This is a genomic window from Arthrobacter sp. UYCu511, assembly GCF_040547105.1.
GTDB classification, from domain to species: Bacteria; Actinomycetota; Actinomycetes; order Actinomycetales; family Micrococcaceae; genus Specibacter; species Specibacter psychrochitiniphilus.
Window position 1 is genome coordinate 1 of the sequence record NZ_JBEPPB010000008.1, and the last position, 26,151, is coordinate 26,151.

Sequence of the window (26,151 nt, forward strand, 5' to 3'; positions counted from 1 at the left end):
GATCTACAGAGCGATATTCTCGGGCCATGCACCAATCATTAAACGCCGCCAGAGAAAACCCCCGCAACGCCGCACCCCAAAAAGCAACAAGCTCTGGACAGGCCTCCAAACATAACAACTACCTCCTGGACGCTCTGGCGCCGGCTGCGACTGGGCCAGCGGCCGGAGAACGTAAGGGAACAGCGGCGGGTGAGTGTCCGGCGTCGTGCCTCAAAAGCCGCTACTTACGAGCGATTCGCTACGCGCCATGGGCCGTGAAAAGCACCCCGTAAACCCCCGATTGTGCATCTGGGTACTTTTGCCCGTAGACTGTTCCGGGCAACTACGGGGCGTAGCGTAGTGGCTAGCGCGCCTGCTTTGGGAGCAGGAGACCGCAGGTTCGAGTCCTGTCGCCCCGACTTCAGCATTATTCGGTTCACGGTTGGTCAGTGACTGCCCATGTGCTGGGCCTAAATATCCATCAACAGACCATCAGGAGTACCACGCTGTGAAGAGCGCTGTCGAAAACCTCACACCCACTCGTGTAAAGCTTGACGTTGAGGTTTCCTTTGAGGAATTGAAGCCCAGCATCACCGAGGCCTACAAGACGATTGCCACACAGGTACAGGTACCTGGCTTCCGCAAGGGCAAGGTCCCCAACAAGCTGATCGATCAGCGCGTTGGCCGTGGCTACGTTCTGGAAACCGCCATCAACTCCGGCCTCAATGGCTGGTACCAGGATGCTGTGGTCGAGAACAAGCTCATCCCGTTGAGCCGTCCCGAGGTAGAAATCACCGAGGTTCCTGACCCCACCGCAACCGACGGCGTTGTCAAGTTCCACGTTGAGCTGGATATCCGCCCCGAGATTGAGCTGCCCAGCTACGAAGGCATCGAGGTTGAGGTTGCCGCTGTTGAGGCTACCGAAGAAGATAACGTCAAGGCTCTGGATGAGCTGCGCGCCCGCTTCGGCACCCTGGTTGCTGTTGACCGCCCGGCCGTTGACGGTGACTTCCTGACCATCAACATCGCTGCCAAGATCGACGACGTCGAGGTTGACGCTGCATCGGATCTCTCCTACCAGATTGGCGCAGGCAACATGCTTGACGGCCTGGATGAGGCCGCAACCGGCCTGTCCGCTGGCGAGGAAGCCATCTTCAACACCAAGCTTGCCGGCGGCGAGCACGCTGGTGAAGAAGCTCAGGTCACGCTCAAGGTGACCTCAGTGAAGGAACGCGAACTGCCCGAGGCAAACGATGACTTCGCTCAGCTGGCTTCTGAGTTCGACACCATTGACGAACTCAAGGAAGACCTGGCCAAGCAGGCCGCCGAGTCCAAGACCGTAGAGCAGGGTGTTGAGGCCCGCGACAAGGTTCTTGAGAAGCTCGTAGAGCTCGTTGAGGTGCCCGTCCCGGATTCGGTGGTTGCCGATCAGCTCGAGCAGCACTTCAAGGCCGAGAACGCTCACGGCCCCGAAGAGCATGACACCGAAGAGCACCGCGCCGAGGTCAAGGAAAACACCGAGAAGGCCTTCCGTAACGAGATCATCCTCGATGCCATCGCTGAGAAGGAAGAGATCGGCGTCAGCCAGGCTGAACTGATCGATTACATCGTCTCCTCGGCCAGCCAGTACGGCATGGACCCGAACCAGTTCGCACAGATGCTCGATTCCTCCGGCCAGGTCAACATGATTGTTGGCGAAGTACGCCGCCGCAAGGCTCTTGCCGTTGTCTTGGGCAAAGCCACCGTGACGGATTCCGAAGGTGCCGTAGTGGATCTGACCGACTTCGTCTCAGTTGCTTCTGAAGAAGAAGACATTGCTGGCGAGGACGAGGTCATCGAGGCCTCAGCAGTTTCCGATCCGGGCGAAGTCCGCATCTAATGCTGCTTGCCCCATGACAGGGCAACAAAGATTGAACACCGTTGCCGGTTCTCCCAGGAGAGCCGGCAACGGCTTTTTTATGCCCACGGATTAACGCCCGTGGGAGCGCTTTCATTCCCCTACGCGTAGGGCGAACGGGGATCGTGCGCCGACAGCGAACAGCACCGCCACGGGCCCCAAAGGCTTGTGAAAAAGGGCTACTGTCCAAGTAGTGAACATTAGTGATGGTTCCGCCGGGCACGCTCGGCAGGCCACACGAAGGAGAGGTAAACCCACCATGGCACAGCAAACCACCCCCACGATGGCCAGCGCGGACTCAAACGGTCAAGATCAGTACATTTTCAACCGCCTGCTGAAGGAACGCATCATCTGGTTGGGCTCGGAAGTTCGCGACGACAACGCGAATGTCATCTGCTCGCAGCTGTTGCTGCTCTCGGCCGAGGACCCTGACAAGGACATCTTCTTGTACATCAACTCACCCGGCGGCTCAGTGACAGCCGGCATGGCGATCTATGACACCATGCAGTACATCCCGAATGACGTTGTCACGGTCGCCACCGGGCTGGCAGCCTCCATGGGCCAGTTCCTGCTCTCCTCGGGCACCAAGGGCAAGCGCTACGCAACTCCCAACGCACGCATCCTCATGCACCAGCCATCAGGCGGCATTGGAGGAACGGCGTCGGACATCAAGATTCAGGCCGAGCTGATCCTGCACATGAAGAAGGTCATGGCTGAACTGACGGCAGAGCAGACTGGCCAGAGCATCGAGAAGATCCTCGTGGACAATGACCGCGATAAGTGGTTCACCGCAGAGCAGGGCTTGGAATACGGCTTCTTCGATAAGATTGCCCGCCACGCCGGCTCCGTTGCCGGTGGCGGCGGAACCAACGCCAAGTAATTCGCCAAAGCACAAGATTTCAGGAGCAACAAGACATGACTTACAACTTTGGCAGCACAGCATTTGGCAACACTGCCGGCAACCTACCCACCAGCCGCTACGTGCTCCCTCAGTTCGAGGAGCGCACACCCTACGGCTTCAAGCGCCAGGATCCGTACACAAAGCTCTTTGAAGACCGCATCATCTTCTTGGGCGTCCAGGTTGATGACGCCTCAGCCGACGATGTCATGGCCCAGCTGCTGGTGCTGGAAGCTGATGACACGGACCGCGACATCACCTTGTACATCAACTCTCCCGGTGGATCATTCACGGCCATGACGGCCATCTATGACACCATGCAGTTCATTCGCCCCGAGATTCAGACCGTATGCCTGGGCCAGGCCGCCTCCGCAGCCGCCGTGCTGCTCGCCGCCGGTGCACCCGGTAAGCGTTTGGCCCTGCCGAACGCACGCGTGCTGATCCACCAGCCGGCACTCTCCGGCGGTCAGGGTGGACAGGCCTCCGACCTGGAAATCCAGGCTAACGAGGTCATGCGTATGCGTGAATGGCTGGAAAACACGCTGGCTGACCTTTCCGGCCGCACGCCTGAGCAGGTCAGCAATGACATTGAGCGTGACAACATCCTCACGGCCGCCCAGGCCAAGGAGTACGGTTTGATCGATGAGGTACTGGCGCCGCGCAAGATGAAGCCGGCGGCCATCACTCGCTAAAGTACTTGCGATTGCCGGAACAAGGGAGGAAATCCCTTGTTCCGGCGTTGGCATACCAGCCAATGTCAGTGCCGTGGCTTAGAGTGGAATGTAATTGGTAGGACGTTCTCGGCACCAGCTGTGGAATGAAGAAGTAGTAGAAGTAACTGCGCCGTCGGCGGGTTATTCGCGGAAGGACACATCAATGGCCAGGATGGGCGAAAGCACAGATCTGCTGAAGTGTTCTTTCTGCGGAAAGAGTCAAAAACAAGTTCGCAAGCTTATTGCCGGACCCGGCGTCTACATCTGTGACGAGTGCATTGAATTGTGCAACGAGATCATTGATGAAGAACTCGCTGAGGTGGCAGATCTTGACGCCTTTGAGCTCCCCAAGCCCCGCGAGATCTTTGATTTTCTGCAGGAATATGTGATTGGTCAGGAACCGGCAAAGCGCTCTTTGGCCGTAGCCGTGTACAACCACTACAAACGTATCCAGTCCGGCCATGCGGTTAAATCCAACACCATCTCCGGCGGTGTTCACGATGAGGTGGAGATTGCCAAGTCAAATATCCTGCTGGTGGGTCCCACCGGTTGCGGTAAGACGTATTTGGCGCAGACCTTGGCCCGCCGTCTCAATGTCCCCTTTGCCGTTGCAGACGCAACAGCTCTCACTGAGGCCGGGTACGTGGGCGAGGATGTAGAAAACATCCTGCTCAAGCTCATACAGGCAGCCGACTTTGATATTAAGAAGGCAGAGCAGGGCATTATCTACATTGACGAGATTGATAAAATCTCGCGTAAATCAGAGAACCCCTCCATTACCCGTGACGTGTCCGGGGAAGGTGTGCAGCAAGCGCTGCTGAAAATTCTTGAAGGAACCGTAGCGTCAGTACCGCCGCAGGGCGGGCGCAAACATCCGCATCAAGAGTTCATTCAGATCGACACCACCAATGTTCTATTTATTGTGGCCGGGGCGTTTGCTGGGCTGGAAGAAATTATTGGTTCCCGCGCGGGCAAGAAGGGCATCGGCTTTGGTGCCCCGCTCAGTGCCCTCAAGCAGTCCGAGGCAAGCTACGCGGACGTTATGCCTGAGGACTTACTGAAGTTTGGTCTGATCCCTGAATTCATTGGCCGCCTGCCCGTTATTACCACTGTTACTCAACTGGACCGCACAGCCCTGATTCAGATCCTCACGGAACCCAAAAATGCGTTAGTCAAGCAGTACCAAAAAATGTTCACCCTGGACGGCGTCGATCTTGAATTCGATGAAGACGCCATGAGCGCCATTGCTGATCTGGCCTTGGCCCGGGGCACTGGCGCCCGCGGATTGCGTGCCATCTTAGAAGAAGTTCTACAGCCTGTCATGTTCGATCTTCCCAGCCGCGAAGACATTGCCACAGTGGTGATTACTGCCGATGTGGTGGCCAAGAAGTCTGAACCCACGTTGATTCCCCACGAAGTGGTTGCTAAGCGCAGGAACAAATCGGCTTAGGCCACCCCTTTCGCATCTGTGTACATACTGACGGAATAGTTGGGTAGCTGCCGCCGTTGCACCAAATGGTGAAGTGGTTTTAGCTGCTTCGCACCCCGCACTACTAAGGAGATTCTACGTGTCTGAGAGTAATGTCGGCGCCACTGAAAAGGCCGATTTTTGGTTTGATCCCACCTGTCCCTTTGCATGGGCCACATCGCGCTGGATCGCTGAAGTGGAGCAGGTACGTAACATCAAGGTGGACTGGCACGTCATGAGCTTGGGCGTTCTGAACGAGAACAACACTGACTTACCTGCTGAGTACCAGGAGCACGTGAAGAAGGCGTGGGGACCTGTCCGCGTCATCATGGCCGCCGTCGCAGCTCATGGACAAGACGTCATCAAGCCGCTCTACGACGCCATGGGAACCGAGATCCACAACAATGGCAATAAGGACTTAGGAGATGTCATTGCCAAGTCCCTGGCCGAGGTGGGTCTGCCGGCCGAACTTGCAGCGGCAGCCACCACAGACGCCCATGACGTGGCCTTGCGGGCAAGCCACGCTGAAGGAATCAACAAGGTGGGCGAGGACGTGGGAACGCCCATCGTGGCATTCAACGGCACTGCCTTCTTTGGCCCCGTCGTCACCCGTATCCCGCGCGGTGAAGAGGCAGGCAAGCTCTGGGACGCCACCGTCACACTGGCTAGCTTCCCGTACTTCTTTGAGATCAAGCGCAGCCGCACGGAATACCCTCAGTTCGACTAACACCCTTGATACGGCGCTCACGTAGAGCGTGATACTTCCGGCCGGGTTGAAAACGTTTAACTTTTTCCACCCGGCCGTTGTTTTTGCCCCAGCAGAAGCGCATACTCTTTAATACCCGATCCGCCAAGGAAAGGGCTAGTACGAACCATAAATTCAGTGACTGAACCATCTTGATCAATGAGCACCGCCTCGGCGGGACGCTCGAATAGGTTCCTTGACACCGGTGATGCGGTGAATTGTCCTGAACTCCATGGCAAGCGCTAGACCGTTAGCATCACATGACGGCATGAAAGTCGAAGCCCCACCGACGGCACTCTGGCCGATGGGGCTTCCCCTTTGTCCAAAAACGTTCACCCACTCTTCACCGGTTCGTTTGCTCCGCAGCCCGCAGCGCCAACCTGGGCACGCCATGGTTAAACCGTGAAACTTGCAATCATTGCTGAATCGTTTCTGCCCGAGATGAACGGGGTCACCCATTCACTGCTAAAGATCCTGCAACACCTGGATGCGCGAGGCGACGAGGTGCTGGTGATTGCCCCGTCCGCTGCCGGCAAGGAGCCGCGCGTGGTCGAAGGGGCAAGAGTCAGGCGGCTGCCCGCCATTGCCCTGGCGCGATATCCGAACATCCGGATTGCCGCCGGCGGGGTTTTGCGGGTGAAAACGCTGCTCACCGAATTCCAGCCCGATGTGGTGCACCTGGCCTCACCCTTCGTGCTCGGTTGGCGGGCTGTGCGGGCCGCGGAGGCGCTGGGGATTCCCACGGTGGCCGTCTACCAGACGGACGTGCCGGGTTACGCCGCACGCTACGGCTTGTCTTTTCTGGAGAACTGGGCCTGGCGGCGTCTGGAAAACATCCACACCACCGCCACCCGGACCCTAGCGCCGTCCACCGACTCCCTCGAGAAGCTGCGCGGGCACGGCATTCCCCGCGTGGAACTGTGGCGCCGCGGGGTGGATACCGAACGTTTCCAGCCCACAAAGCGTAGCGCCGCCTTTCGCAGGAAGCATGCGGCTCCGGGGCAGAAGATCATTGGCTACGTGGGGCGCTTGGCCCTCGAGAAGCAGGTCCAGGACCTGGCCGAGGAGGTCAATCTCGATGCGAGGGACAGGCTGGCAGAGACGGCAACGCAACTGTTGGACGGTTCCGTGTGAGGTGGCCCGGCAGGGGGCCGAGCTGGTCCTGCTGGGACTACACCGGAGTGGGCAAGGGGACGCCGGTACGGGCGCGGCCCCAGAGCGGTACGTAACGGTCAATGATTGTTGGGGGAACCGACCGTTACCTCGCACTGGGGGACTCCTTCACGGAAGGGGTGGGTGATGATAAGAAGCACTGGCCAAATGGAGTCAAGGGCTGGGCCGACAGGGTTGCGGAAGGGCTCGCCCGGGACGCTCCGGGCTGGGAATATGCCAACCTCGCGGTACGCAGTAAAAGGCTGCGTCACGTGGCGGCCGAGCAACTCGAAGCAGCCATGGATCCAAAACCCACACTGGTCACCTTGTATGCAGGCGGCAACGACGTCATGGACGTGGGCACGTCGATGGCCCGGATCCTGCAGGAGTACGAATCACTCGTGGCCCGGCTGGCCCAGTCAGGGGCAGCCCCGCTGTTGTTCACCGGATACGATGTGGAGGTTTCGCCACCGCTGGCTCCACTGCGCAGCAAGAACCATGCGTACAACGACGGCATCAGAACCATCGCTGCGAAGTATGGTGCCACGGTGGTGGACTACGCGTCTTGGACGGCTTACGAGAACCCCGCCATGTGGTGCTCGGACCGGCTGCACATGTCCAAGCGCAGGCACAAATACCTGGCTGGACGGGTCCTAGACCTGCTGGAGGTACCCCATGGCATCAGCCTCAAGGACAAAAGCCACCCTCCAACTACCTGGAAACATCGCGCATATGGGCATTACCGGTGGTACATGGAGTGGGTGGTGCCGCTGATCGGCCGAAAAATGCGGCGCACAACCCTCGGCGATTCGTTGGGTCCACGCTGGCCAGAGCCGGTCCGGGTGCCACCCAAGAAGGGTCTGCGCAAGCTTGTCCGGGCGAGCCTGCAAGCTACCCGATGAGCCCTGCAGCAGAGCCCCGCTGAGCCCCGCCCGCTGATATTAAAAAGGGAACGCCGCACCGTGTGGTGCGGCGTTCCCCAGTAGCGTCCTCCAGAAATGTTCTCCGCAGGAGCGTTGACGCTGCGGAGTGATCCGAAGAGCAGCGGCGGCTAGGCCTGTGCGGGCTCCTGAACCGGCTCCAGCACAACATTGGAGACGGTGATCTGGCCCTCACCCACGGATACCGTGATCTCCACGGCATTCGCAGCAGCCTTCAAGTCTGACAACCCAGCGCCCAACTGTGCGGCTTCCACCTCGCCCGCAGTCACGGTGGCCGAGAGTACCTGGGTGCGCTGCTTGACCTTGGCCTCAGACTTGGCCTTGCGGATGCCAGAGAGGGCGTCGCCCACGGTCGCCAGCAAGGTGGTGTCGCCGTCGTCCACGCCAACAGCGGTGGGCCACGGTGCGCGGTGAACAGACTCTGTACGCCACCAGCTCCATACTTCCTCCGTGGCAAACGGCAGGAACGGGGCGAACAAGCGCAGCAGTGAATCCAGCGTGGTGGCCAGAGCAGCCAGCACGGATGCCTGGCCTTCCTCGCCGGATGCACCGTAGGCGCGGTCCTTGACGAGCTCCACGTAGTCGTCCGTGAAGTGCCAGAAGAAGCTCTCGGTCAGCTGCAGAGCGCGGGCGTAGTCATACTTTTCAAACGCAGCCGTGGCGGCCGTGACTACTTCGGATAGCTGGGCCAGTAGGCCACGGTCCAGAGGGTTGCTCAGCACGGCGCTGTCAGCAGAAAGCACATTGGCCTCGGTGGCGCCCAGGTTCAGCACAAACTTGGAAGCGTTGAGCAGCTTGATGGCCAGGCGGCGGCCAATTTTCATCTGCGCAATCTCATACGCCGTATCGGCACCGAGCTTGGCGGAGGCTGCCCAGTAGCGGACGGCGTCGGCACCGTAGTCGTTGAGCACGTCGGTGGGGACCACCACGTTGCCCTTGGACTTGGACATCTTCTTGCGGTCCGGGTCAAGGATCCAGCCGGAGATGGCGGCGTGCTTCCACGGGGCGCTGCCCTGCAGAGCATCGGCGCGCACAGCAGAGGAGAACAGCCAGGTACGGATGATGTCATGGCCTTGGGGGCGCAGGTCGAAGGGGTAGACCTGCGCGAACAGGGTCTCGTCAACGCCCCAACCGCCCACAATCTGCGGGGTCAGGGAGGAGGTGGCCCAGGTGTCGAGCACATCGGCGTCTCCTACGAAACCGCCGGGAACGTTGCGCTGCTCCTCGGTGTAACCGGGGGCCGCGTCCGCTGCGGGGTCAACCGGCAGCATCGCGGTGGTGGGCAGGATGGGGTGATCGTAATCCGGGTTGCCGTCGGCATCCAGCGGGTACCAGACGGGAACCGGCACGCCGAAGAAGCGCTGGCGGGAAACCAGCCAGTCACCGTTTAGCCCGGAGATCCAGTTGTCATAGCGTGAGCGCATGAACGCCGGGTGGAACTCAATGTCCTTGCCACGGTTGATCAGCTTCTCGCGGCGGTCCTCGTCGCGGCCACCGTTACGGATGTACCACTGGCGTGAGGAGACGATCTCCAGGGGCTTGTCACCCTTTTCAAAGAAGTTCACGGGGTGCATGATCTTCTTGATTTCGCCGTCCAGCAGCTCAGCCTCAGTAAGCATCTCAACAACGCCTTCCTTGGCACTGAAGACAGTCTTTCCAGCGATCTTCGCGTAGTTTTCGCGGCCCTCCTCGGAGGTGATCCAGTCAGGGGTATCGCCGAGGATGCGCCCGTCACGGCCTACGATGGCGCGGGTGGGCAGCTGCAGTTCGCGCCACCAGATGACGTCAGTCAGGTCGCCGAAGGTGCAAACCATGGCGATGCCGGAACCCTTATCGGCCTTGGCCAATGCGTGCGGTCGGACTTCAACCTCAACGCCAAACAGCGGCGAGGTGACCTTCTTACCGAATAGCGGCTTGTAGCGCTCGTCATCCGGGTTGGCTACCAGGGCGGAGCAGGCTGCAAGCAGCTCAGGGCGTGTGGTCTCAATGTAAATCTTGGTGCCGTCTTCGGCGAAGAACGGGTAGCGGTAGTAGGCGCCCGGCATTTCGCGGTCTTCTAACTCGGCCTGGGCCACGGCGGTGCGGAAGGTGACATCCCACAGGGTGGGCGCCTCGGCCATGTAGGCGTCGCCGGCACTCAGGTTTTCTAAGAAGCCGCGCTGGGAGACTGCACGGGAGTGGTCATCGATGGTGCGGTACGTCAGCTCCCAGTCAACGGAGAGGCCCAGCGTCTGGAACAGGTGCTCAAAGACCTTCTCATCCTCAACCGCCAGCTCTTCACACAGCTCAATGAAGTTCTTGCGCGAGATGACATCGAAATCACGCTGGTTCTTGGCCGGGGACGCGGGAGGGCGGTAGTCGGCGTCGTACGTGATTTTCGGATCGCAACGCACACCGTAATAGTTCTGTACGCGGCGCTCGGTGGGCAGGCCGTTGTCATCCCAGCCCATAGGGTAGAAGACGTTCTTGCCGCGCATACGCTGGAACCGGGCCAGTACGTCGGTCTGCGTGTAGGAGAACATGTGCCCCACGTGCAGCGATCCGGACGCGGTGGGCGGGGGAGTGTCAATGGAGTACACCTGCTCCCGCGTGGTTTCACGGTTAAACTTGTAGGTGCCCTCTTCCAGCCAGCGCTTGGTCAGGGACTCTTCAAGACCCTCCAAAACGGGCTTGTCGGGGACGTTGCTTGACGTGGGTGCGGGCGTGTCTGTGCCCGGAATGATTTCAGCCATGCATCAATTCTTCCATGAAGTGGTGCCGAACCTAGATTCAGGGGATTTTAGATGCAGAACGCAGGCAATCTATGGGAACGCTGGGGTGTCACCTGGGCTGATGTGGTGCCTGAGCAAGAAAGCGCCGAATACTGTGCCCACACGCTCACCCTGGGTGGGCGGGCCGCCATTTTCCGCCGCGCCAAGACCACCCCCACCAAGGTTGGCCAGTTCGTGACCCTGTGGCAGCGTTCTGCCGCGGGCCCTATCCGTCCCTTTGACACGCACGACGGCGTTGCCCTGTTCGTTGTTGAGGCTGGCGTGGGTGCGGGGCTGGGCCAGTTTGTGTTCCCCCTTTCCGTGTTGGCCCACCGTGGGGTGATTTCCGTCTCCGGGGTGGGCGGGAAACGGGCCATGCGTGTTTACACCCCTGATGTGCAGACCACCAGCGCACAGGCCCGGCGCACCCAAAAGTGGCAGTGCGAATGGTTTCTGCCTGCCAAGGCAACGCCGGAGCACGCTGCTCGGTTGTTTGCAGCCTGACTTCCGCTGGGTACGCCATTCACTATGCGCTTTTTGAAAGTTCCTCCACGGCGCATGGGCAATGCTCGTCATGAGCCGGGCCGGATCCGACAGCTTCCGCGCACGGTTATGGGCCAATGGTGCGCAGAAACAGGAGCTGCGCACCATTGCAAGATAACGGTGCGCAGTTGCATATGTGCCACTGGAGCGAACACCGGGGTTATGATGCAAATATGGGCACAATCAGGATTTTGCGTGTTTATGAAGAGCCGGAGCCGGGGGAGTACCGGGTACTGGTGGACAGGCTGTGGCCGCGTGGGGTCAAAAAGGACAAAATTGACCTCTGGCTCAAGGACGTGGCCCCCAGCACGGAGGTCCGCAACGCGTTTGGTCACGTCCCCGAGCACTTTGAAACCTTTGTCCGCGACTACACGGCAGAACTCAACAAGAACCCGACAGTGACAGACTTGCGCGAGATCTTGACTGGACATGAACAGGTGGTGCTGCTGTACGGCGCCAAGGACCACGAGGAAAATCAGGCGGCTGTGCTGCTTAGCTTTTTGAATGCATCGTCCTGACTGCAGCTTTGTGACCGCATCCCGGAGATGCAACACGATACATTTGAAGCATGTCTGAAAACACTACAAAGAATGCAGTTGTCACCGGTGCTAGTTCAGGAATCGGTGCCGCCACGGTCCGCAAACTCCGCGCCGACGGCTGGAACGTCATTGCCGTGGCCCGCCGCGAGGACCGCCTTGCGCAGCTTGCCGAGGAAACCGGCGCCATCGCCTTTGCTGCCGATGTCACCAAGGCCGACGACGTCGCCCGCCTCCGTGACTTCGCCTCCGACACGTTCCCTGCGCCGGGCGTGGACACGCTCATCAACATTGCCGGCGGCGCCCGCGGTGTGGACAGTGTGGCCACCTCGCAGGTGGATGATTGGGAATGGATGTTCCAGGTCAACGTCCTGGGAACCCTGAAGGTGACGAAGGCGCTGCTGCCTGCGCTGCGTGAACACGGCTTCGGCACCGTCTTGAACCTGACTTCCACCGCAGCGTACACAGCCTACGAGGGTGGCTCCGGCTACAACGCAGCCAAGTTTGGCCAACACGCACTCACCGGTGCCCTCCGCTTAGAAGAAGCGGAGCACAATGTGCGCGTCATTGAGGTAGCTCCGGGATTGGTTCACACGGAGGAGTTTGCGCTCAACCGTCTCTCCGGGAATCAGGAAGCCGCCGAGGCGGTCTATCAGGGTGTTGAAAAACCACTCACCCCGGAGGACGTGGCGGATGTGGTGAGTTACGCCGTCGGGCTTCCCCACCATGTCAACCTGGACCAAATCATCATGCGCCCCGTGGCACAGGCGGCCGCTCACAAACTCATCCGCAAGTAGCAAACCAGGCTCCGCATCGGCTGTAGTTTGGAAGCGGCGAAATTGACCCGTGAGATAAGGCGCTTCTGGCAGGCTCAAAGCAGCCATATCTCACGGGTCGATTCTCGCAGGTCGATGAGGTTGCGGTGCCCCCGATGGTCCGAGCGCTGACCACCAGCCTCGGACCGAAGAAGCAGTACGGCCACCGTGGAAGTATCCGGTAAGATAAGGAACAAAGCACAGACCCGGCCATCACCGGTGAGCTTCCGGAAGAACGCCCCAGTCACCCTGAGAAGGAAAGCTGGCGTCAGTAGAACCGGGCGGGTAAGCCCGTTACAGCAGTCAACAAGCGGCCGGGCCCGGTGAAAATCAGGTGCGGCAAGCGAGGTGGTACCGCGGCGCAAGCCGTCCTTGCATCCTGAAAAAGTTCGCCCACCACCAGGATGATGTGATGACCCACTTCCCGAAGGCCTCAGCCGCCGCCGGCCTCCACGCCGAATCCAACCATGTTCCCTCCTCCGTGAATTTTCCGAAGGTGGAAGAACTGGTCCTGAAGTACTGGGATCAGGACGGCACCTTCCAGGCCAGCATTGACGCCCGCGACGCAGGTGTTGACGGGTCCAACGAATTCGTCTTCTATGACGGCCCGCCCTTCGCCAACGGCCTGCCGCACTACGGGCACCTGCTCACCGGCTACGCCAAGGACCTGGTGGCCCGCTACCAGACCCAGCGCGGGCGCCGCGTGGAGCGCCGCTTCGGCTGGGACACGCACGGGCTGCCCGCCGAGCTGGAGGCCATGAAGCAGCTGGGCATGACGGACAAGGCCCAGATCGAGGCCATGGGCATTGACAAGTTCAACGACGCCTGCCGCTCCTCCGTCATGAAGTACGCCGGCGAATGGCAGGAGTACGTCACCCGCCAGGCCCGTTGGGTGGACTTCGAGAACGACTATAAAACGCTCAACGTTGAGTACATGGAGTCGGTGCTGTGGGCGTTCAAGCAGCTCCATTCCAAGGGGCTCACCTACAACGGCTACCGCGTGCTGCCTTACTGCTGGAAGGATGAGACCCCCCTCTCCAACCATGAGCTGCGCATGGATGAGGATGTTTACAAGGACCGTCAGGATGGCACAGTCACCGTCACGTTCCCGATCCTGCCCGGCGAATCCGCCCTCTCGCAGGAACTGGCCGGTGTGGCCGCGATCGCCTGGACCACCACGCCCTGGACCCTGCCCACCAACCAGGCCCTCGCTGTTGGGCCCGCCGTGAGCTACGCCGTGGTCCCTGTTGGGCCCAACGGGATCGCCCTCGCAGCTACCGCCGAGCGTTTCCTGCTTGCAGCTGACTTGGTGGGCGCGTACGCCAAGGATTTGGGGTACGACGACGGAGCTGCCGCAACGGCCGCCGTCTCCGCTTCCTATGCGGGCACCGAGCTTGAGGGACTTAAGTACGAGCCACTGTGGGACTACTTTGCCGACGATGAAAAGTACGGCACCGCCAAGTCCTGGCAGTTCTTGGTAGCAGATTACGTCACCACCACGGACGGTACCGGTATTGTCCACCAGGCACCCGCCTACGGTGAAGAGGATCAAAAGGTGTGTGAGGCGTACGGCATCCCCGTGGTTCTCTCCATCGATGAGGGCGCCAACTTCCTGCCGCTCTTCGCTGAAGGACCGCTGGCCGAGATTGCCGGTGTTCAGGTCTTTGACGCCAACAAGACCATCACCCGTGTGGTCAAGAATGCCGGACGCCTGGTCCGCCAGGCCAGCTATGTGCACAGCTACCCGCACTGCTGGCGCTGCCGCACACCTCTGATCTACCGCGCCATCTCCTCCTGGTACGTGGAAGTCACCGCGTTCAAGGACCGCATGGTGGAAATAAACCAGGACATCAACTGGATCCCCGGCAACGTCAAGGACGGCCAGTTCGGCAAATGGCTGGCCAACGCCCGCGACTGGTCCATCTCCCGCAACCGCTACTGGGGCTCACCCATCCCCGTCTGGCAGTCCGACGACGAAGAGTACCCGCGCACCGACGTGTACGGCTCCCTCGCCGAAATGCAGGCCGACTTTGGCCGCCTGCCACTGAACAATGACGGCGAGGTGGATCTGCACCGCCCGTTCATTGATGAGCTCACCCGCCCCAACCCGGATGACCCGCGCACCCCCGAAGAAGGCCAGTCCACCATGCGCCGCGTGGAGGACGTGCTGGATGTCTGGTTCGATTCCGGCTCCATGCCCTACGGCCAGGTCCACTATCCGTTTGAGAACGAGGACTGGTTCAACACCCACAACCCGGCCGACTTCATCGTGGAATACATTGGTCAGACGCGCGGCTGGTTCTACATGCTGCACATCCTCTCCACGGCACTCTTTGACCGCCCGGCGTTCCGCAACGTCATCAGCCACGGCATTGTGCTGGGCTCCGACGGCCAAAAAATGTCCAAGTCGCTGCGCAACTACCCGGACGTCTCAGAGGTCCTGGACCGTGACGGCTCCGACGCCATGCGCTGGTTCCTGATGTCCAGCCCCATCCTGCGCGGTGGCAACCTGGTAGTCACCGAACAAGGCATCCGCGACGGCGTCCGCCAGGTCATCCTGCCCCTGTGGAACGTGTACAGCTTCTTCACCCTGTACGCCAACACGGCCAACCAGGGCAAGGGTTACGACGCCAAGCTGCGCTATGACGGCTACTCCGATCCCATGGACCAATACCTGCTGGCCAACACCGGCGATCTGGTCCGCGCGATCACGGCCAAGCTGGATGGTTACGATGTTTCCGGCGCTTGTGATTCCCTGCGCAGCTACTTCGACATGCTCACCAACTGGTATGTGCGCCGCAGCCGAAACCGCTTCTTCGACGAAAACGAGGATGCGTTTGACGCGCTCTATACCGCTCTGGAAACCGTGTGCCGGGTGGCCGCCTCGCTGCTGCCTCTGCTCACCGAGGAAATCTGGCGCGGGCTCACGGGCGGGCGCTCCGTGCACCTGACCGACTTGCCCAACGCCGATCTTTTCCTACCTGACGCCGCCTTGGTGACGCAGATGGAGACCATCCAGCAGATCTGCTCCACGGGCTCCAGCCTGCGCAAGGCCGCCAAGCTGCGCGTGCGCCTGCCTTTGGCCGAACTTACCGTGGTGGCACCGAACGCCGCAGCCTTGACCAGCGGCGCCGGAATCGTGGCCGAGGAGCTGAACATCCGTTCCATCCGCTTTGTGGACGCAGCGGACGCCTCCCCGGAGGAATTCGGCGTCAGCCAGAAGCTGGTAGTCAACGCCCGTGCGGCAGGACCGCGCCTGGGCAAGAACGTCCAGCTCGCCATCAAGGGCTCCAAGTCCGGGGACTGGTCCGTCACTGACGGTGTGGTCACCGCCGGTGGCCTGGCTCTGGAACCCTCCGAATATACGCTGGAGACCGTGGTGGCAGACGCGGCCGACGGCGGTAAGAGTGCCGTTGCAATGTTGCCCACCGGCGGCTTTGTGGTGCTCAACACCGAGCTGAACCCCGAACTTGAGGCTGAGGGCACCGCACGGGACATGATCCGCGCCGTTCAGCAGGCCCGCAAGGACACCGGCCTGCAGGTCAGCGACAGGATCCGCACCATCATCAGCGCCCCTCAAGAGACAATCGACGCACTGCACGCCAACGCGGAGCTGCTGAAGTCCGAGACTCTCACGCTCAAGCTTGAACTCATCCCCGGTGACGTCGAAACCACCATCACAGTTGAACGGAGTGCCGTCTAAATGAGCGCCCAGCACGATGAATTTTCGGTGGAGAGCGTTTACGCCGAGCTTTTGGGCCGTGCGCCCGAAAACAAGATGGAGCCGCGCCTGGCTCCGCTCTTTCGCGCCATGGAAATTCTGGGTGAGCCCAACAAGGCTTTCCCCATCATCCACATCACCGGCACCAACGGAAAAACATCCACAGCGCGCATGATCGAGGCGGGGCTGATGGCCCACGATCTGCGCACCGGCCGGTACACCAGCCCGCACCTGACAAAAGTCACCGAACGCATCAGCATTGATGGGGCGCCGGTCAGTGATGGGACGTTCGTAAGGATTTGGGATGAGATCCGCCCTTATCTGGACATTGTGGACGCCGAACTTACGGCAGCCGGTGAAACTCGACTGACGTACTTCGAGGCGCTGACCATCCTGGCTTTTGCCATCTTCGCTGACGAGCCTGTTGATGTGGCCGTCATGGAGGTAGGGCTGGGCGGGATCACCGACGCCACCAATGTGGGAGACGGCCAGGTTGCCGTGATCACCCCCATCTCCTTGGATCACACCGAACTGCTCGGAGACACTACAGGGCTTATTGCACAGGAGAAGGCTGGCATCATCAAGGAGGGCGCGTTTGTCATCAGCGCCGCCCAGCCTACTGACGCCGCCCAGGTCATCCTGGATGCGGCCCGGGAAAAGCATGCCGATTTCCGCTTTGAAGGCGTGGAGTTCGGTGTTGAGTCACGCACGGTTGCCGTGGGCGGGCAGCAACTGGACCTGCAGGGACTGGCCGGGCGTTACCCGGGCATCCTGCTCCCGCTGCACGGTGCCCACCAAGCCCAGAATGCCGCCGTCGCACTTGCCGCGCTGGAAGCTTTCCTAGGCGGGGGAGAGAGGGAACTGAACCACGAACTCGTGCAGGAGGGCTTTGGTGCCGTCACCTCGCCGGGGCGTCTGGAAGTCATGCGCACCTCACCCACCATTGTGGTGGATGCGGCCCACAACCCGGCAGGTATTGCGGCCAGTGCGGCTGCCTTGCAGGAGTCCTTCGCGTTCAGCAAGCTTGTGGTGGTGCTGGGTGTGCTGGCGGAAAAGGATGCCCAAGAAATCCTGAACTCGCTCAAGGAAGCCTATGGCGATGAGGCGCAGGAGCTGTGCCTGACACAGTCGAACTCCCCGCGCGCCATCCCGGCAGCGGAATTGGCTGAGCTTGCCGTTGACCTTGGCTGGAATGAGGAAGACGTCCACATTGCGGAGAAGCTTGATGACGCCATTGAGTGGGCGGTGGAACGTGCCGAAGCCAATAACGATCTCGCCGGCGGCGTACTGATCACCGGCTCCATCACCGTGGTGGGTGAAGCCCGGATACTGCTGGGCCGCCCCGGCGAAAAGGCAGGCGCCTAAGCCATGGCAAAATTGACAAAGGCGCAGCGCGAATGGAAGCCCAACACGCCGAAGAAGCCACGCTCCACACGGCTGATGTTCGCCTCCGTGGTGCTGTTTCTTGAAGCTTTCGTGGCCCTGTTCCTGGCCCTGGCACTCTTTGGCCTGAAGGACAAAAATCCGGCCTATCTCATTGCCGGCGGCGTGCTGGCCGTGGTGCTGATCCTGACGTGCGGGGTGATCCGCAAACCCTGGGGCCCGGCGTTGGGGTGGATTTTGCAGATTGTGCTGATCGCGGGTGGCTTCTGGGAACCGTCCATGTTCGTGGTGGGTGTGTTGTTCGCGGTGGCCTGGTGGTATGCCCTGTATGCCGGAGCCCGGATTGACCGTGAGAACGCCCAACGCGCCAGGGTCCAGGCGCAATGGGATGCAGCGCACCCCGAGGAATCGGCTCCAGAGGAATCGGCGCCTGAGGAACCGGCCGAGTAAGCTAAGAGTGAATGTCCTTTTTATCTATTTATTGGAGTTATTGTGAGCACTGAGCGCACCCTTGTCCTTGTGAAGCCCGACGGCGTGGCCCGCAACCTCACCGGCGCCATCCTGGCTCGCGTTGAAGCTAAGGGTTACACCTTGGTTCAGCTCGAAATGGTCAACGCGACCCGTCAGGTCCTCGAGGCTCACTATGAAGAGCACGTGGGCAAGCCGTTCTACGAGCCGCTGGTTGACTTCATGCTCTCAGGGCCCATGGTGGCGGCCATCTTTGAAGGGGACAGCGTTATTGCCGGGTTCCGTTCACTGGCCGGCGCTACCGATCCCACGGTGGCTGCCCCGGGCACCATCCGCGGCGACTTTGGCCGTGACTGGGGCCTGAAGGTTCAGCAGAACCTGGTCCACGGTTCCGATTCCGTGCTCTCTGCAGAGCGCGAGATCGGTATCTGGTTCGACTAGTCCCCACGCCCTCCCGCAGCTCGCAAGCTCGTTGCGGGTCCCTCGGGCGCGTGGGCCCATCCACGGAAGTTCGACGGCGGGGGCTCACCTTATGGTGAGCCCCCGCCGTCGTTTTTAACCCCGCGGCCACATCCAACGCTCGGTTGGTAGTTAACCGAGCGTTGGAAGGCTAGGCGTTGGAGGGGATGATCAGGTGAATGAACCGGAAGAAGATTGATGCCAGGGTGGCCAGGTAGATCAGTCCCACAATGGTCCAGGACCAATCGTTGAGGAACTTTCTCAGCGCAGCGGGTGCGGGGATGATGCCGTGATTGATGTTCCGCAGCGTTGTCCACACGAAGAGGGGGATCATCATGGCCCACACCACCATGCAGTACGGGCACAAGATCGCCAAGGTGTACAACGCTGTGAACCAGAACCAGGACACCAGGGCCATGCCTGCGGTGATGCCAATCTGCAGGCCGATCCAGTACCAGCGGCTCATTTTTGCCCCCGCCAGCAGGACCATGCCTGTGGTGATCACCACGGCAAATGCGGCCACGCCAATGAAGGGATTCGGGAAGCCAAGCAGGGCTGCCTCGGGCGTCTTCATGACGTCGCTGCAGGATATCCAAGCGTTGACGTCGCAGCTGGCAATGGCGTTCGGATTCTTATAAAGCTCTAGCCTCTCCAGCACCAAGGTGAAGGATGCAATCCAGGCGATGGCGCCGGTAATGACCAACAGCCAGCCAAAGGGTTTGGCGCGCGCCAGGGCAGGTTTGTCCAGATCAGCTGGCTCAATGGGGGAAACTGTGGTGCGTGGCATGGCGTCCTATTCATCGAGACCGGTGATTGTGTCCTGATTGTAGCGTGCCAATCATGGCGCGCCCTGCGCGAAATCGCAGGTAGGACAAGTGCGTGTGAGACAATATAAAAGGCTGGGCGGCGATCCACATGCGCCTTTCGGTCCTATGGCACGCCTACTGGCTGCTGGAGAAGACGTTGCCTGTGTGTGCAACCATCCACCAGCTCAGTATTTGGCAAACCATTGGCTTTTCAGAGCTTGCGCACCCGGAAGTTGGTGCCGCCTGGAAAGTAATTAGACGACTTCCGTCAACGCCCGAGGGTGTTGGCACATCAGCCGACTTTGGCGCCCGATGTGGAGGTGCCAAATCGGTGCGAAGGCACTGCCCACAATGGAAAATGAACAGCCCACACTAGAGAACACAGAAGTTGCTCCGGCCGCAGCTCCAAAGACTCGCACCACGCGGTCCCGCCGAGCCACCTCAGCCGTCACCAGCCCTGGGACAGCCGCCGCAGCACCGGCCGAGGCTGAAACGCCAGCCAAGAAAGCTCCCGTGCGTCGCAGCCGCGCCAAAAAGAGCGATTCACCGTTGAGTAGCTCCGCAGCGGAAGCAGAGGCGCCGTCCGTCAGCGATGCTGGCTTGTCGCTGCTCGACGCCATTTCTGGAGACGCCGTTTCTGAAGCCGCCAACTCTGAGAAAGCCGGCTCTGAAGCCGCAGCCAATGACGTGGCCGCCCCCGCCAAGAAGGCCCCCCGTCGCCGTGCCAGCGCCCCCGTCACTGCTCCCGTTTCGGGTGAAGTTGCCGGCCAGGGTGAACTGATCCTGACAGGCGGCGCCCCAGCCACAGTTGTGCCTGAAGAAGATGCTCCTGCACGCAAGGCTCCGGTCAGGCGCAGCCGTGCAGCAAAAGCTCCCGTCACCAAGGTTGCAGCAGAGCAGCACGCAGACACGGGCGTTGTCGAAGTGCAAGCGACGGCTGAGGTTGCCACCGAGAAGGCAGACGCTCCCAAGGCCGCCACTTCCCGCACCCGATCAACCTCACGCCGCGCCTCTGCGAAAGCGGCAGATGTAGCCGCGCCGGAGGCCGCCCAGGTAGCCGACCAGGAGAGCGTCAGTGAGGTAGGGGCTGCCACCGAAGAAGCGCCCGTGCAGGTTGCTGCTGCAGTAGCGCCCAAGGCAACGCGCAGCCGCCGCCGGAGCTCAGCCCCCACGTCTACCCCCGCATCCGAGTCCGCAGCCTCGGCCGTAACCGTAACCGCAGCCGAGGCTGACGTACCTACCGTGGCCGGTGCGGCTGCCGAAGGAACCGTTGCGAATTCCGAAGAAGCTGCCCAAGAACTCGTTGAAGCACCGCAGGCCATTGATGCGCCCGAACAAGCCGAACCCGCTGTGACGGACTCCTTGTTCCATGCTCCGGATTCCGGCATCTCGGCACTGTTCTTGGCGCCGGATCTGAGCCTAGTGGTACCCGTTGCTACCACGCAGGGCGGGAACCCTGAGGAGAACACGCAGGACGGCGCGGATGCCGATCAGCGTGGCCGCTCACGCAACCGTAACCGCCGGCCCCGCGCAGCCGATACGCAGCCGGTGGATGAGAGCCAAGATGTCGACGTCGCTGAGAGCGATTCTGATGACAGCGACGACGGCGTGACCTCCCGCCGCCGCCGCCGTCGCCGCCGTGGCGATACGGATCTGGAGTTGACCGGCGGCAGCGATGAAGATCCGCCCAACACGGTGACCCGTGTGCGAGCCCCCCGCGTACCAGCCGAGCCCACGGCAAGCGTCTCTAACCGTGTTACCAGCCTGCGCGGCTCTACCCGTCTGGAAGCGAAGAAGCAGCGCCGCCGCGACTCCCGCGATTCCGGCCGCCGCCGCACAGTCATCACAGAAGCCGAGTTCCTGGCCCGCCGCGAATCCGTGGACCGCGTCATGGTGGTCCGCCAAGCCGATGACCGCATCCAGATTGGTGTTCTCGAAGACGGCATCCTGGCCGAGCACTTTGTTTCCAAGACGCAGCAGGATTCCCTGATCGGCAACGTCTACGTGGGCAAGGTCCAAAACGTGCTGCCCAGCATGGAAGCGGCCTTCGTGGATATTGGCCGCGGCCGCAATGCGGTTCTTTACGCTGGCGAAGTTGACTGGGACGCAGCGGACCTCAACGGCCAGCCGCGCCGCATTGAAAACGCGCTGAAGTCCGGCGATTCGGTTCTGGTCCAGGTCTCCAAGGACCCTGTTGGCCACAAGGGTGCCCGCCTGACCAGCCAGATTTCCCTGCCCGGACGCTACCTGGTGTTTGTGCCCGGCGGCTCCATGACAGGGATCTCACGTAAGCTGCCCGACGTCGAACGGAACCGTCTCAAGCGGGTCCTGAAGGACCACCTGCCCGAGAACGCCGGGGTCATTGTGCGCACAGCAGCCGAGGGTGCCAGTGAGGAAGAGCTCACCAATGACATCAACCGTTTGCGCGCCCAGTGGGAAGGCATCAACAACCGTGCCGCCTCCTCCAAGACGCTGGCACCAGAAATGCTCTACGGCGAGCCGGATCTGACCATCAAGGTGGTCCGTGACGTCTTCAATGAGGACTTCTCCAAGCTCATCGTCTCGGGTGAAGACGCCTGGGACACCATTGAGGCCTATGTGACCTACGTGGCCCCGGATCTGTTGGACCGTCTGGAAAAGTGGACCAACCCCGAAGACATTTTTAGTGCACACCGCATTGACGAGCAGATCAACAAGGCCCTCGAACGTAAGGTGTTCCTGCCTTCCGGTGGTTCACTGGTCATTGACCGCACGGAAGCCATGACAGTGGTTGATGTGAACACGGGCAAGTTCACCGGATCCGGCGGCAACTTGGAAGAGACCGTCACCAAGAACAACTTAGAAGCTGCCGAGGAAGTGGTGCGCCAGCTGCGGCTGCGCGACATTGGCGGCATCATTGTCATTGACTTCATTGACATGGTTTTGGAATCCAACCGCGATCTGGTGCTGCGCCGCCTGGTTGAGTGCCTGGGACGTGACCGGACCAAGCACCAGGTGGCCGAGGTGACGAGTTTGGGTCTGATTCAGATGACCCGCAAGCGTATGGGCACCGGCCTGCTTGAGGTCTTCGGTGAGCAGTGTGGCACCTGCGCCGGCCGCGGCATGGTCACCCACGAAATTCCCGTGGAGCACCGCCGCCCGCACACACCCGGCGTGGAAGGCGCCCAGGTTCAGGCTCAGGTTCACGCACCCACCGTGGAGCAGCGCGAGCCGGAACGCACCGCTAACCGCTCAACCCGAAGCGAGCGGAAGCGCAACCGCAACCGTACGCAGGGGAACGAGGCGGAGCAGCATCAGGAAACCCCCGTGACGCCGCTGTCCGATGAGGCTGCCGAGGCCCTTGAAGCCGCGAAGGCGCAGAAGGCTCACGAAGCCCGTGCCGCGCTGGCGAATATTGCTGCCGCAGCTGCTGCCACGCATCACGAGCATTCCCCAGCGCAGGGGCACCACCAGGCTGCGGATGCTTCGGAGCAGCATGTAATGCACGACGCCGGAATCCTCACCTTGGGTGGGGAGGCCATTGAGTTGCCGCGTGGGCATCGCAGTGAAAGCGGTGGCATGGTTGCGCACAACAATGCTGATCAGGCAGCCGCTCTGGCGGGGCTGACTCAGGCGCTGGACCAGCTCTCAGCCCCCGGGGCAGAGCACTCTGCGCCCGAGCACTCTACACCCGAGCCCTCTACGCACGAGCACAAGGTAGCGGAGGCGGAAGAGTCCGGCAGTAACCGTTCCCGAGCACGCCGTGGCCGCCGCAACCGCAGCGCACGCAGTGCTCAAGGTGGTGCTGATATGACGGTAGAAACGTCAGAGGCGCCTGTTACAAGCCAAGGTTCAGCTCCCCACAGCAGCGCCCAGGTGCGCATCTCTACACCGGCGCCGGTAGTCCACAAGAGTGCCGAGCCCATCATTTTGGGTGTAGGGGTTCCGGCTTCCGAGCTGTAACCGCCTAGGCCTTCTCTCAATGGCCCGCAGCAGTGCTTGAAGAAACGCAAATGTGCGTCACTTTACAGGCATTGCTGCGGGCTATTTTTTGTTGGCCTGCTAGCAGGGTTAGGGTGGAAACAGACACGGGGTGCCAGGCCATCAGGGCCGGCTGAGACAATACCCGTTGAACCTGCCCGGTTAGCACCGGCGAAGGGATGTCCCCATGGATACAACTGCACTAGTTTCTTCTGATCAAGACGCGCTACCCCTAGCCTCAACAGTCCAAGCCTCAACAGTCCAAGCCTCAACAATCCCAGCCTCAACAGTCCACGGCTCGCTTGTTGCAGGCTCGCCTGCTGCGGCACTGCCAGTGCCACATCTCCCGGGAACACGCCACCCACGGGTTTTGAGTATTGCCGGTTCCGACCCTTCGGGAGGGGCCGGTATCCAAGCCGATATCAAAGCAATCAGCGCCCATGGCGGTTACGCAATGGCCGCCATCACGGCATTGACGGCCCAAAATACGCGAGGCGTCCGCGAGATTCACGTGCCGGATGTTGGATTCCTTAGGGCACAGCTGGAAGCCATCTCCGAAGACATCAGCATTGATGCGGTGAAGATCGGCATGCTGGGCACGGCCGAGGTGATGAGCGCGGTAGGGCAGTGGCTGGCGGCAACCCGGCCTCCCGTCGTCGTGCTTGACCCGGTCATGGTGGCTACCAGCGGTGACACGCTCATGGCTCCCGAGGCCCGCAACGCCATGCTCTCTCTGCTTTCCCTGGCGCACCTGGTCACCCCCAATATTCCCGAGCTTGGTGTCCTGCTGGGCAAGCCCGCGGCCTCAAGCTGGGACGAGGCGGTGCAACAGGGCAAGGAACTGGCAGCCGAACACCAGATCCGGGTGCTGGTCAAAGGTGGGCATCTTGCGTCTCGGAAATGTCCGGACGCCCTGGTTTCCGCGGACGGCACAGTGCATGAATTCATGGGGACACGCATTGACACCCCCAACACTCATGGCACCGGCTGCTCACTTTCGGCGGCTCTGGCAACTCTTATGCCCCAGCTCAATGATTGGCCCCGCAGCGTGGCCCGTGCCAAGGCGTGGCTGGCTCGAGCCTTGGAAACATCTGCTGAACTGGCGGTGGGTCACGGTTCGGGGCCCGTCAATCACCTGAGCGAACTGTGGGCAACTGCTGCTCCTCACGCAGATAGCTTCAGCCAAGAGCTCTGGGCGGACTGCGCTGAGCAACGTGCCGCGATTGCTTCCCTTGATTTCATTAGCGAACTTGCCGCGGGAACACTCGCCCGCAGGCACTTTGCCTACTATCTGGCCCAGGACGCACTCTACTTAGGCACGTACTCGCGAGTGCTCGCGAGGGCCAGTGCCCTGGCGCCTACCGAGGCGGAGCAGAAGTTTTGGGCGGGCGGGGCACAGAACTGCCTGGAAGTGGAAGTCTCATTGCACCGAGATTGGCTAAGCCAGTATCCGTTGGAGCGTGAACACGATGCGGCAGGGCTGTTGGAGGGCGGGCAAGGCGCCGGGCTGATGCAAGGACCTGTCACCAAACACTATGTGGATCACCTGCAGGGCGTGGCCTTCTCGGGAAGCTACGGCGAAGTAGTGGCCGCAGTGCTGCCCTGCTATTGGCTGTATGCGGATGTGGGCCGCATGCTGCACACCGAGTACCTGGCGTTTGAGGGTGAGCACCCCTACGGGGCCTGGTTGCAAACGTACGCCTCCGAAGAATTTGCCAAAGCCACGGAGACGGCAATTGCCATCCTGGACAACGCAGCACGGAGCGGTTCAGTGCGTGAGCGGGCCGGCATGAAGGCAGCCTTTGCCTATTCCGCCGCGTACGAGGCGGACTTCTTTGCGGCCCCGCACCTGCACGCTCCTGCGCCCCGAGGTACCCAGAGTGATTAACACCACGCCGGATAAAGTAAAAAATGCGGCGAGTCACGCCCGGAAATGCGTTTTTCTCCTCGGAGTCGCGCTAAAGTTGCCTAGTACGGTTTCGGGGATCGCCGCAGCCATCGGATGAAAATATTCACTTGTCCGAGGATGCGCAGGATACGAAATCAGTCTCATTTGCTCCCGGAGCCAGAATTAGCGTATTCTTGATCTTCGGTGCTTACGCCAACACCTAGGGCAACCACTCCATGGCAGAACTCCATTGAGGTCCACGGCGTTGAGGCACATAGTATGCATACCGTGTCTGTTCAATCTTGAACTGCGGCGCATACGGTTAGCATGGTCAATTATGATTCATGTTGGCATAAAAACTTTGTAATAACGTCGAGAGAAGTGAGTTCCCCAGTGGTGTACGCGATTGTCCGCGCAGGCGGCCGTCAAGAAAAGGTTTCCGTAGGAGACCACGTGACCATGAACCGCGTCCCCGGTGGAGTCGGTAGCACATTTGAGCTGCCCGCTTTGCTCTTGGTTGATGGTGACAAGCTCACCACAGCCGCGAAGGACCTGGCTAATGTGAAGGTTACGGCTGAAAAGTTGGAGGATCTTCGTGGACCGAAGATCGTCATCCAGAAGTTCAAGAACAAGACCGGCTACAAGAAGCGTCAGGGTCACCGTCAGGAACTGTCCAAGGTCAAGATCACCTCAATCGCTTAATAAGCGCACTGAGCGTTAGATCCACTTAGATACTTTTAGTAAAAAGGCAGGCATTTTCAAATGGCACATAAAAAGGGTGCGAGTTCCACTCGCAACGGTCGTGACTCCAACGCTCAGTACTTGGGCGTAAAGCGCTTCGGCGGTCAGGTTGTCAAGGCTGGCGAAATCATCGTTCGCCAGCGCGGCACTCACTTCCACCCCGGCGTTAGCGTCGGCCGTGGCAAGGACGACACGCTGTTCGCATTGGACGCTGGCGCAGTCGAGTTCGGCACACGTCGTGGACGTCGTGTTGTAAACATCGTTGCAGCTACGGTCTAATACCAAAGC

At 60.7% G+C, this 26,151-nt stretch carries 20 protein-coding genes, 1 tRNA gene and 1 riboswitch; of the genes, 19 read left to right on the forward strand and 2 right to left on the reverse strand.

Going from position 1 to position 26,151, the window contains the following annotated elements; translation table 11 throughout:
- Positions 1-325: 325 nt before the first annotated feature.
- The 8 genes from ABIB48_RS11755 (at position 326) to ABIB48_RS11790 (ending at position 7,754) form a co-directional block, all read left to right on the forward strand.
- A tRNA-Pro gene (locus ABIB48_RS11755) sits at positions 326-398 on the forward strand.
- An 89-nt stretch (positions 399-487) separates the two neighbouring features.
- Positions 488-1,858, forward strand: coding sequence for a trigger factor (gene tig / locus ABIB48_RS11760; protein ID WP_354213073.1), 1,371 nt, complete (start codon positions 488-490; stop codon positions 1,856-1,858).
- Positions 1,859-2,135: 277 nt separating this feature from the next.
- A complete protein-coding gene (locus ABIB48_RS11765; RefSeq protein WP_110106324.1) occupies positions 2,136-2,756 on the forward strand; it encodes an ATP-dependent Clp protease proteolytic subunit in 621 nt (206 codons plus the stop codon).
- Between the two features lie 35 nt (positions 2,757-2,791).
- The gene (locus ABIB48_RS11770; protein ID WP_110106325.1) at positions 2,792-3,466 is read left to right on the forward strand and encodes an ATP-dependent Clp protease proteolytic subunit; all 675 of its coding nucleotides are present in this window, start codon (positions 2,792-2,794) and stop codon (positions 3,464-3,466) included.
- Positions 3,467-3,650: 184 nt separating this feature from the next.
- Entirely contained in the window at positions 3,651-4,937 is a 1,287-nt protein-coding gene (clpX, locus tag ABIB48_RS11775) for an ATP-dependent Clp protease ATP-binding subunit ClpX (RefSeq protein ID WP_315913626.1), read from the forward strand.
- Between the two features lie 118 nt (positions 4,938-5,055).
- Positions 5,056-5,682, forward strand: coding sequence for a DsbA family protein (locus ABIB48_RS11780; protein ID WP_110106327.1), 627 nt, complete (start codon positions 5,056-5,058; stop codon positions 5,680-5,682).
- Between the two features lie 420 nt (positions 5,683-6,102).
- The gene (locus ABIB48_RS11785) at positions 6,103-6,834 is read left to right on the forward strand and encodes a glycosyltransferase (protein WP_502914131.1); all 732 of its coding nucleotides are present in this window, start codon (positions 6,103-6,105) and stop codon (positions 6,832-6,834) included.
- 101 nt (positions 6,835-6,935) lie between these two features.
- Positions 6,936-7,754, forward strand: coding sequence for an SGNH/GDSL hydrolase family protein (locus ABIB48_RS11790; protein ID WP_354213075.1), 819 nt, complete (start codon positions 6,936-6,938; stop codon positions 7,752-7,754).
- 149 nt (positions 7,755-7,903) lie between these two features.
- Here ABIB48_RS11790 and valS read toward each other — a convergent pair whose 3' ends face one another.
- Positions 7,904-10,525: a valine--tRNA ligase gene (gene valS / locus ABIB48_RS11795; RefSeq protein ID WP_354213076.1), complete on the reverse strand. Its 2,622-nt coding sequence runs from the start codon at positions 10,523-10,525 to the stop codon at positions 7,904-7,906.
- 51 nt (positions 10,526-10,576) lie between these two features.
- On the opposite strand from valS, the gene ABIB48_RS11800 reads away from it, so the two are divergent.
- The 7 genes from ABIB48_RS11800 (at position 10,577) to ndk (ending at position 18,450) form a co-directional block, all read left to right on the forward strand.
- A complete protein-coding gene (locus ABIB48_RS11800) occupies positions 10,577-11,047 on the forward strand; it encodes a MepB family protein (RefSeq protein ID WP_354213077.1) in 471 nt (156 codons plus the stop codon).
- 212 nt (positions 11,048-11,259) lie between these two features.
- On the forward strand, positions 11,260-11,604 hold the full coding sequence (locus ABIB48_RS11805) for a DUF488 domain-containing protein (RefSeq protein WP_354213078.1): 345 nt from the start codon (positions 11,260-11,262) through the stop codon (positions 11,602-11,604).
- 50 nt (positions 11,605-11,654) lie between these two features.
- The gene (locus ABIB48_RS11810) at positions 11,655-12,419 is read left to right on the forward strand and encodes an SDR family oxidoreductase (protein ID WP_354213079.1); all 765 of its coding nucleotides are present in this window, start codon (positions 11,655-11,657) and stop codon (positions 12,417-12,419) included.
- A gap of 430 nt (positions 12,420-12,849) precedes the next feature.
- On the forward strand, positions 12,850-16,140 hold the full coding sequence (gene ileS / locus ABIB48_RS11815; RefSeq protein WP_354213080.1) for an isoleucine--tRNA ligase: 3,291 nt from the start codon (positions 12,850-12,852) through the stop codon (positions 16,138-16,140).
- The gene (locus ABIB48_RS11820) at positions 16,141-17,523 is read left to right on the forward strand and encodes a bifunctional folylpolyglutamate synthase/dihydrofolate synthase (protein WP_110106334.1); all 1,383 of its coding nucleotides are present in this window, start codon (positions 16,141-16,143) and stop codon (positions 17,521-17,523) included. It abuts the gene before it with no gap.
- Positions 17,524-17,526: 3 nt separating this feature from the next.
- Positions 17,527-17,991 (forward strand): DUF4233 domain-containing protein, encoded by a 465-nt coding sequence (locus ABIB48_RS11825; protein WP_354213081.1) that lies wholly within the window; start codon positions 17,527-17,529, stop codon positions 17,989-17,991.
- Between the two features lie 42 nt (positions 17,992-18,033).
- Complete coding sequence (gene ndk, locus ABIB48_RS11830) at positions 18,034-18,450, forward strand: nucleoside-diphosphate kinase (protein WP_110106336.1); 417 nt, start codon at positions 18,034-18,036, stop codon at positions 18,448-18,450.
- Between the two features lie 169 nt (positions 18,451-18,619).
- On the opposite strand, the gene ABIB48_RS11835 is transcribed toward ndk, so the two are convergent.
- The gene (locus ABIB48_RS11835) at positions 18,620-19,255 is read right to left on the reverse strand and encodes a vitamin K epoxide reductase family protein (RefSeq protein WP_315913637.1); all 636 of its coding nucleotides are present in this window, start codon (positions 19,253-19,255) and stop codon (positions 18,620-18,622) included.
- 370 nt (positions 19,256-19,625) lie between these two features.
- On the opposite strand from ABIB48_RS11835, the gene ABIB48_RS11840 reads away from it, so the two are divergent.
- The 4 genes from ABIB48_RS11840 to rpmA all read left to right on the forward strand — a co-directional run bounded on the left by ABIB48_RS11840 (position 19,626) and on the right by rpmA (position 26,142).
- The gene (locus ABIB48_RS11840) at positions 19,626-23,216 is read left to right on the forward strand and encodes an Rne/Rng family ribonuclease (protein ID WP_354213082.1); all 3,591 of its coding nucleotides are present in this window, start codon (positions 19,626-19,628) and stop codon (positions 23,214-23,216) included.
- A gap of 116 nt (positions 23,217-23,332) precedes the next feature.
- Positions 23,333-23,431, forward strand: a riboswitch (TPP riboswitch).
- Positions 23,422-25,122, forward strand: coding sequence for a bifunctional hydroxymethylpyrimidine kinase/phosphomethylpyrimidine kinase (locus tag ABIB48_RS11845; RefSeq protein ID WP_354213083.1), 1,701 nt, complete (start codon positions 23,422-23,424; stop codon positions 25,120-25,122). (Overlaps the previous riboswitch by 10 nt.)
- Positions 25,123-25,515: 393 nt before the next feature.
- Entirely contained in the window at positions 25,516-25,824 is a 309-nt protein-coding gene (rplU, locus tag ABIB48_RS11850) for a 50S ribosomal protein L21 (protein WP_110106340.1), read from the forward strand.
- A gap of 60 nt (positions 25,825-25,884) precedes the next feature.
- Entirely contained in the window at positions 25,885-26,142 is a 258-nt protein-coding gene (gene rpmA, locus ABIB48_RS11855) for a 50S ribosomal protein L27 (RefSeq protein WP_044573643.1), read from the forward strand.
- The last annotated feature ends 9 nt before the right edge of the window (positions 26,143-26,151 follow it).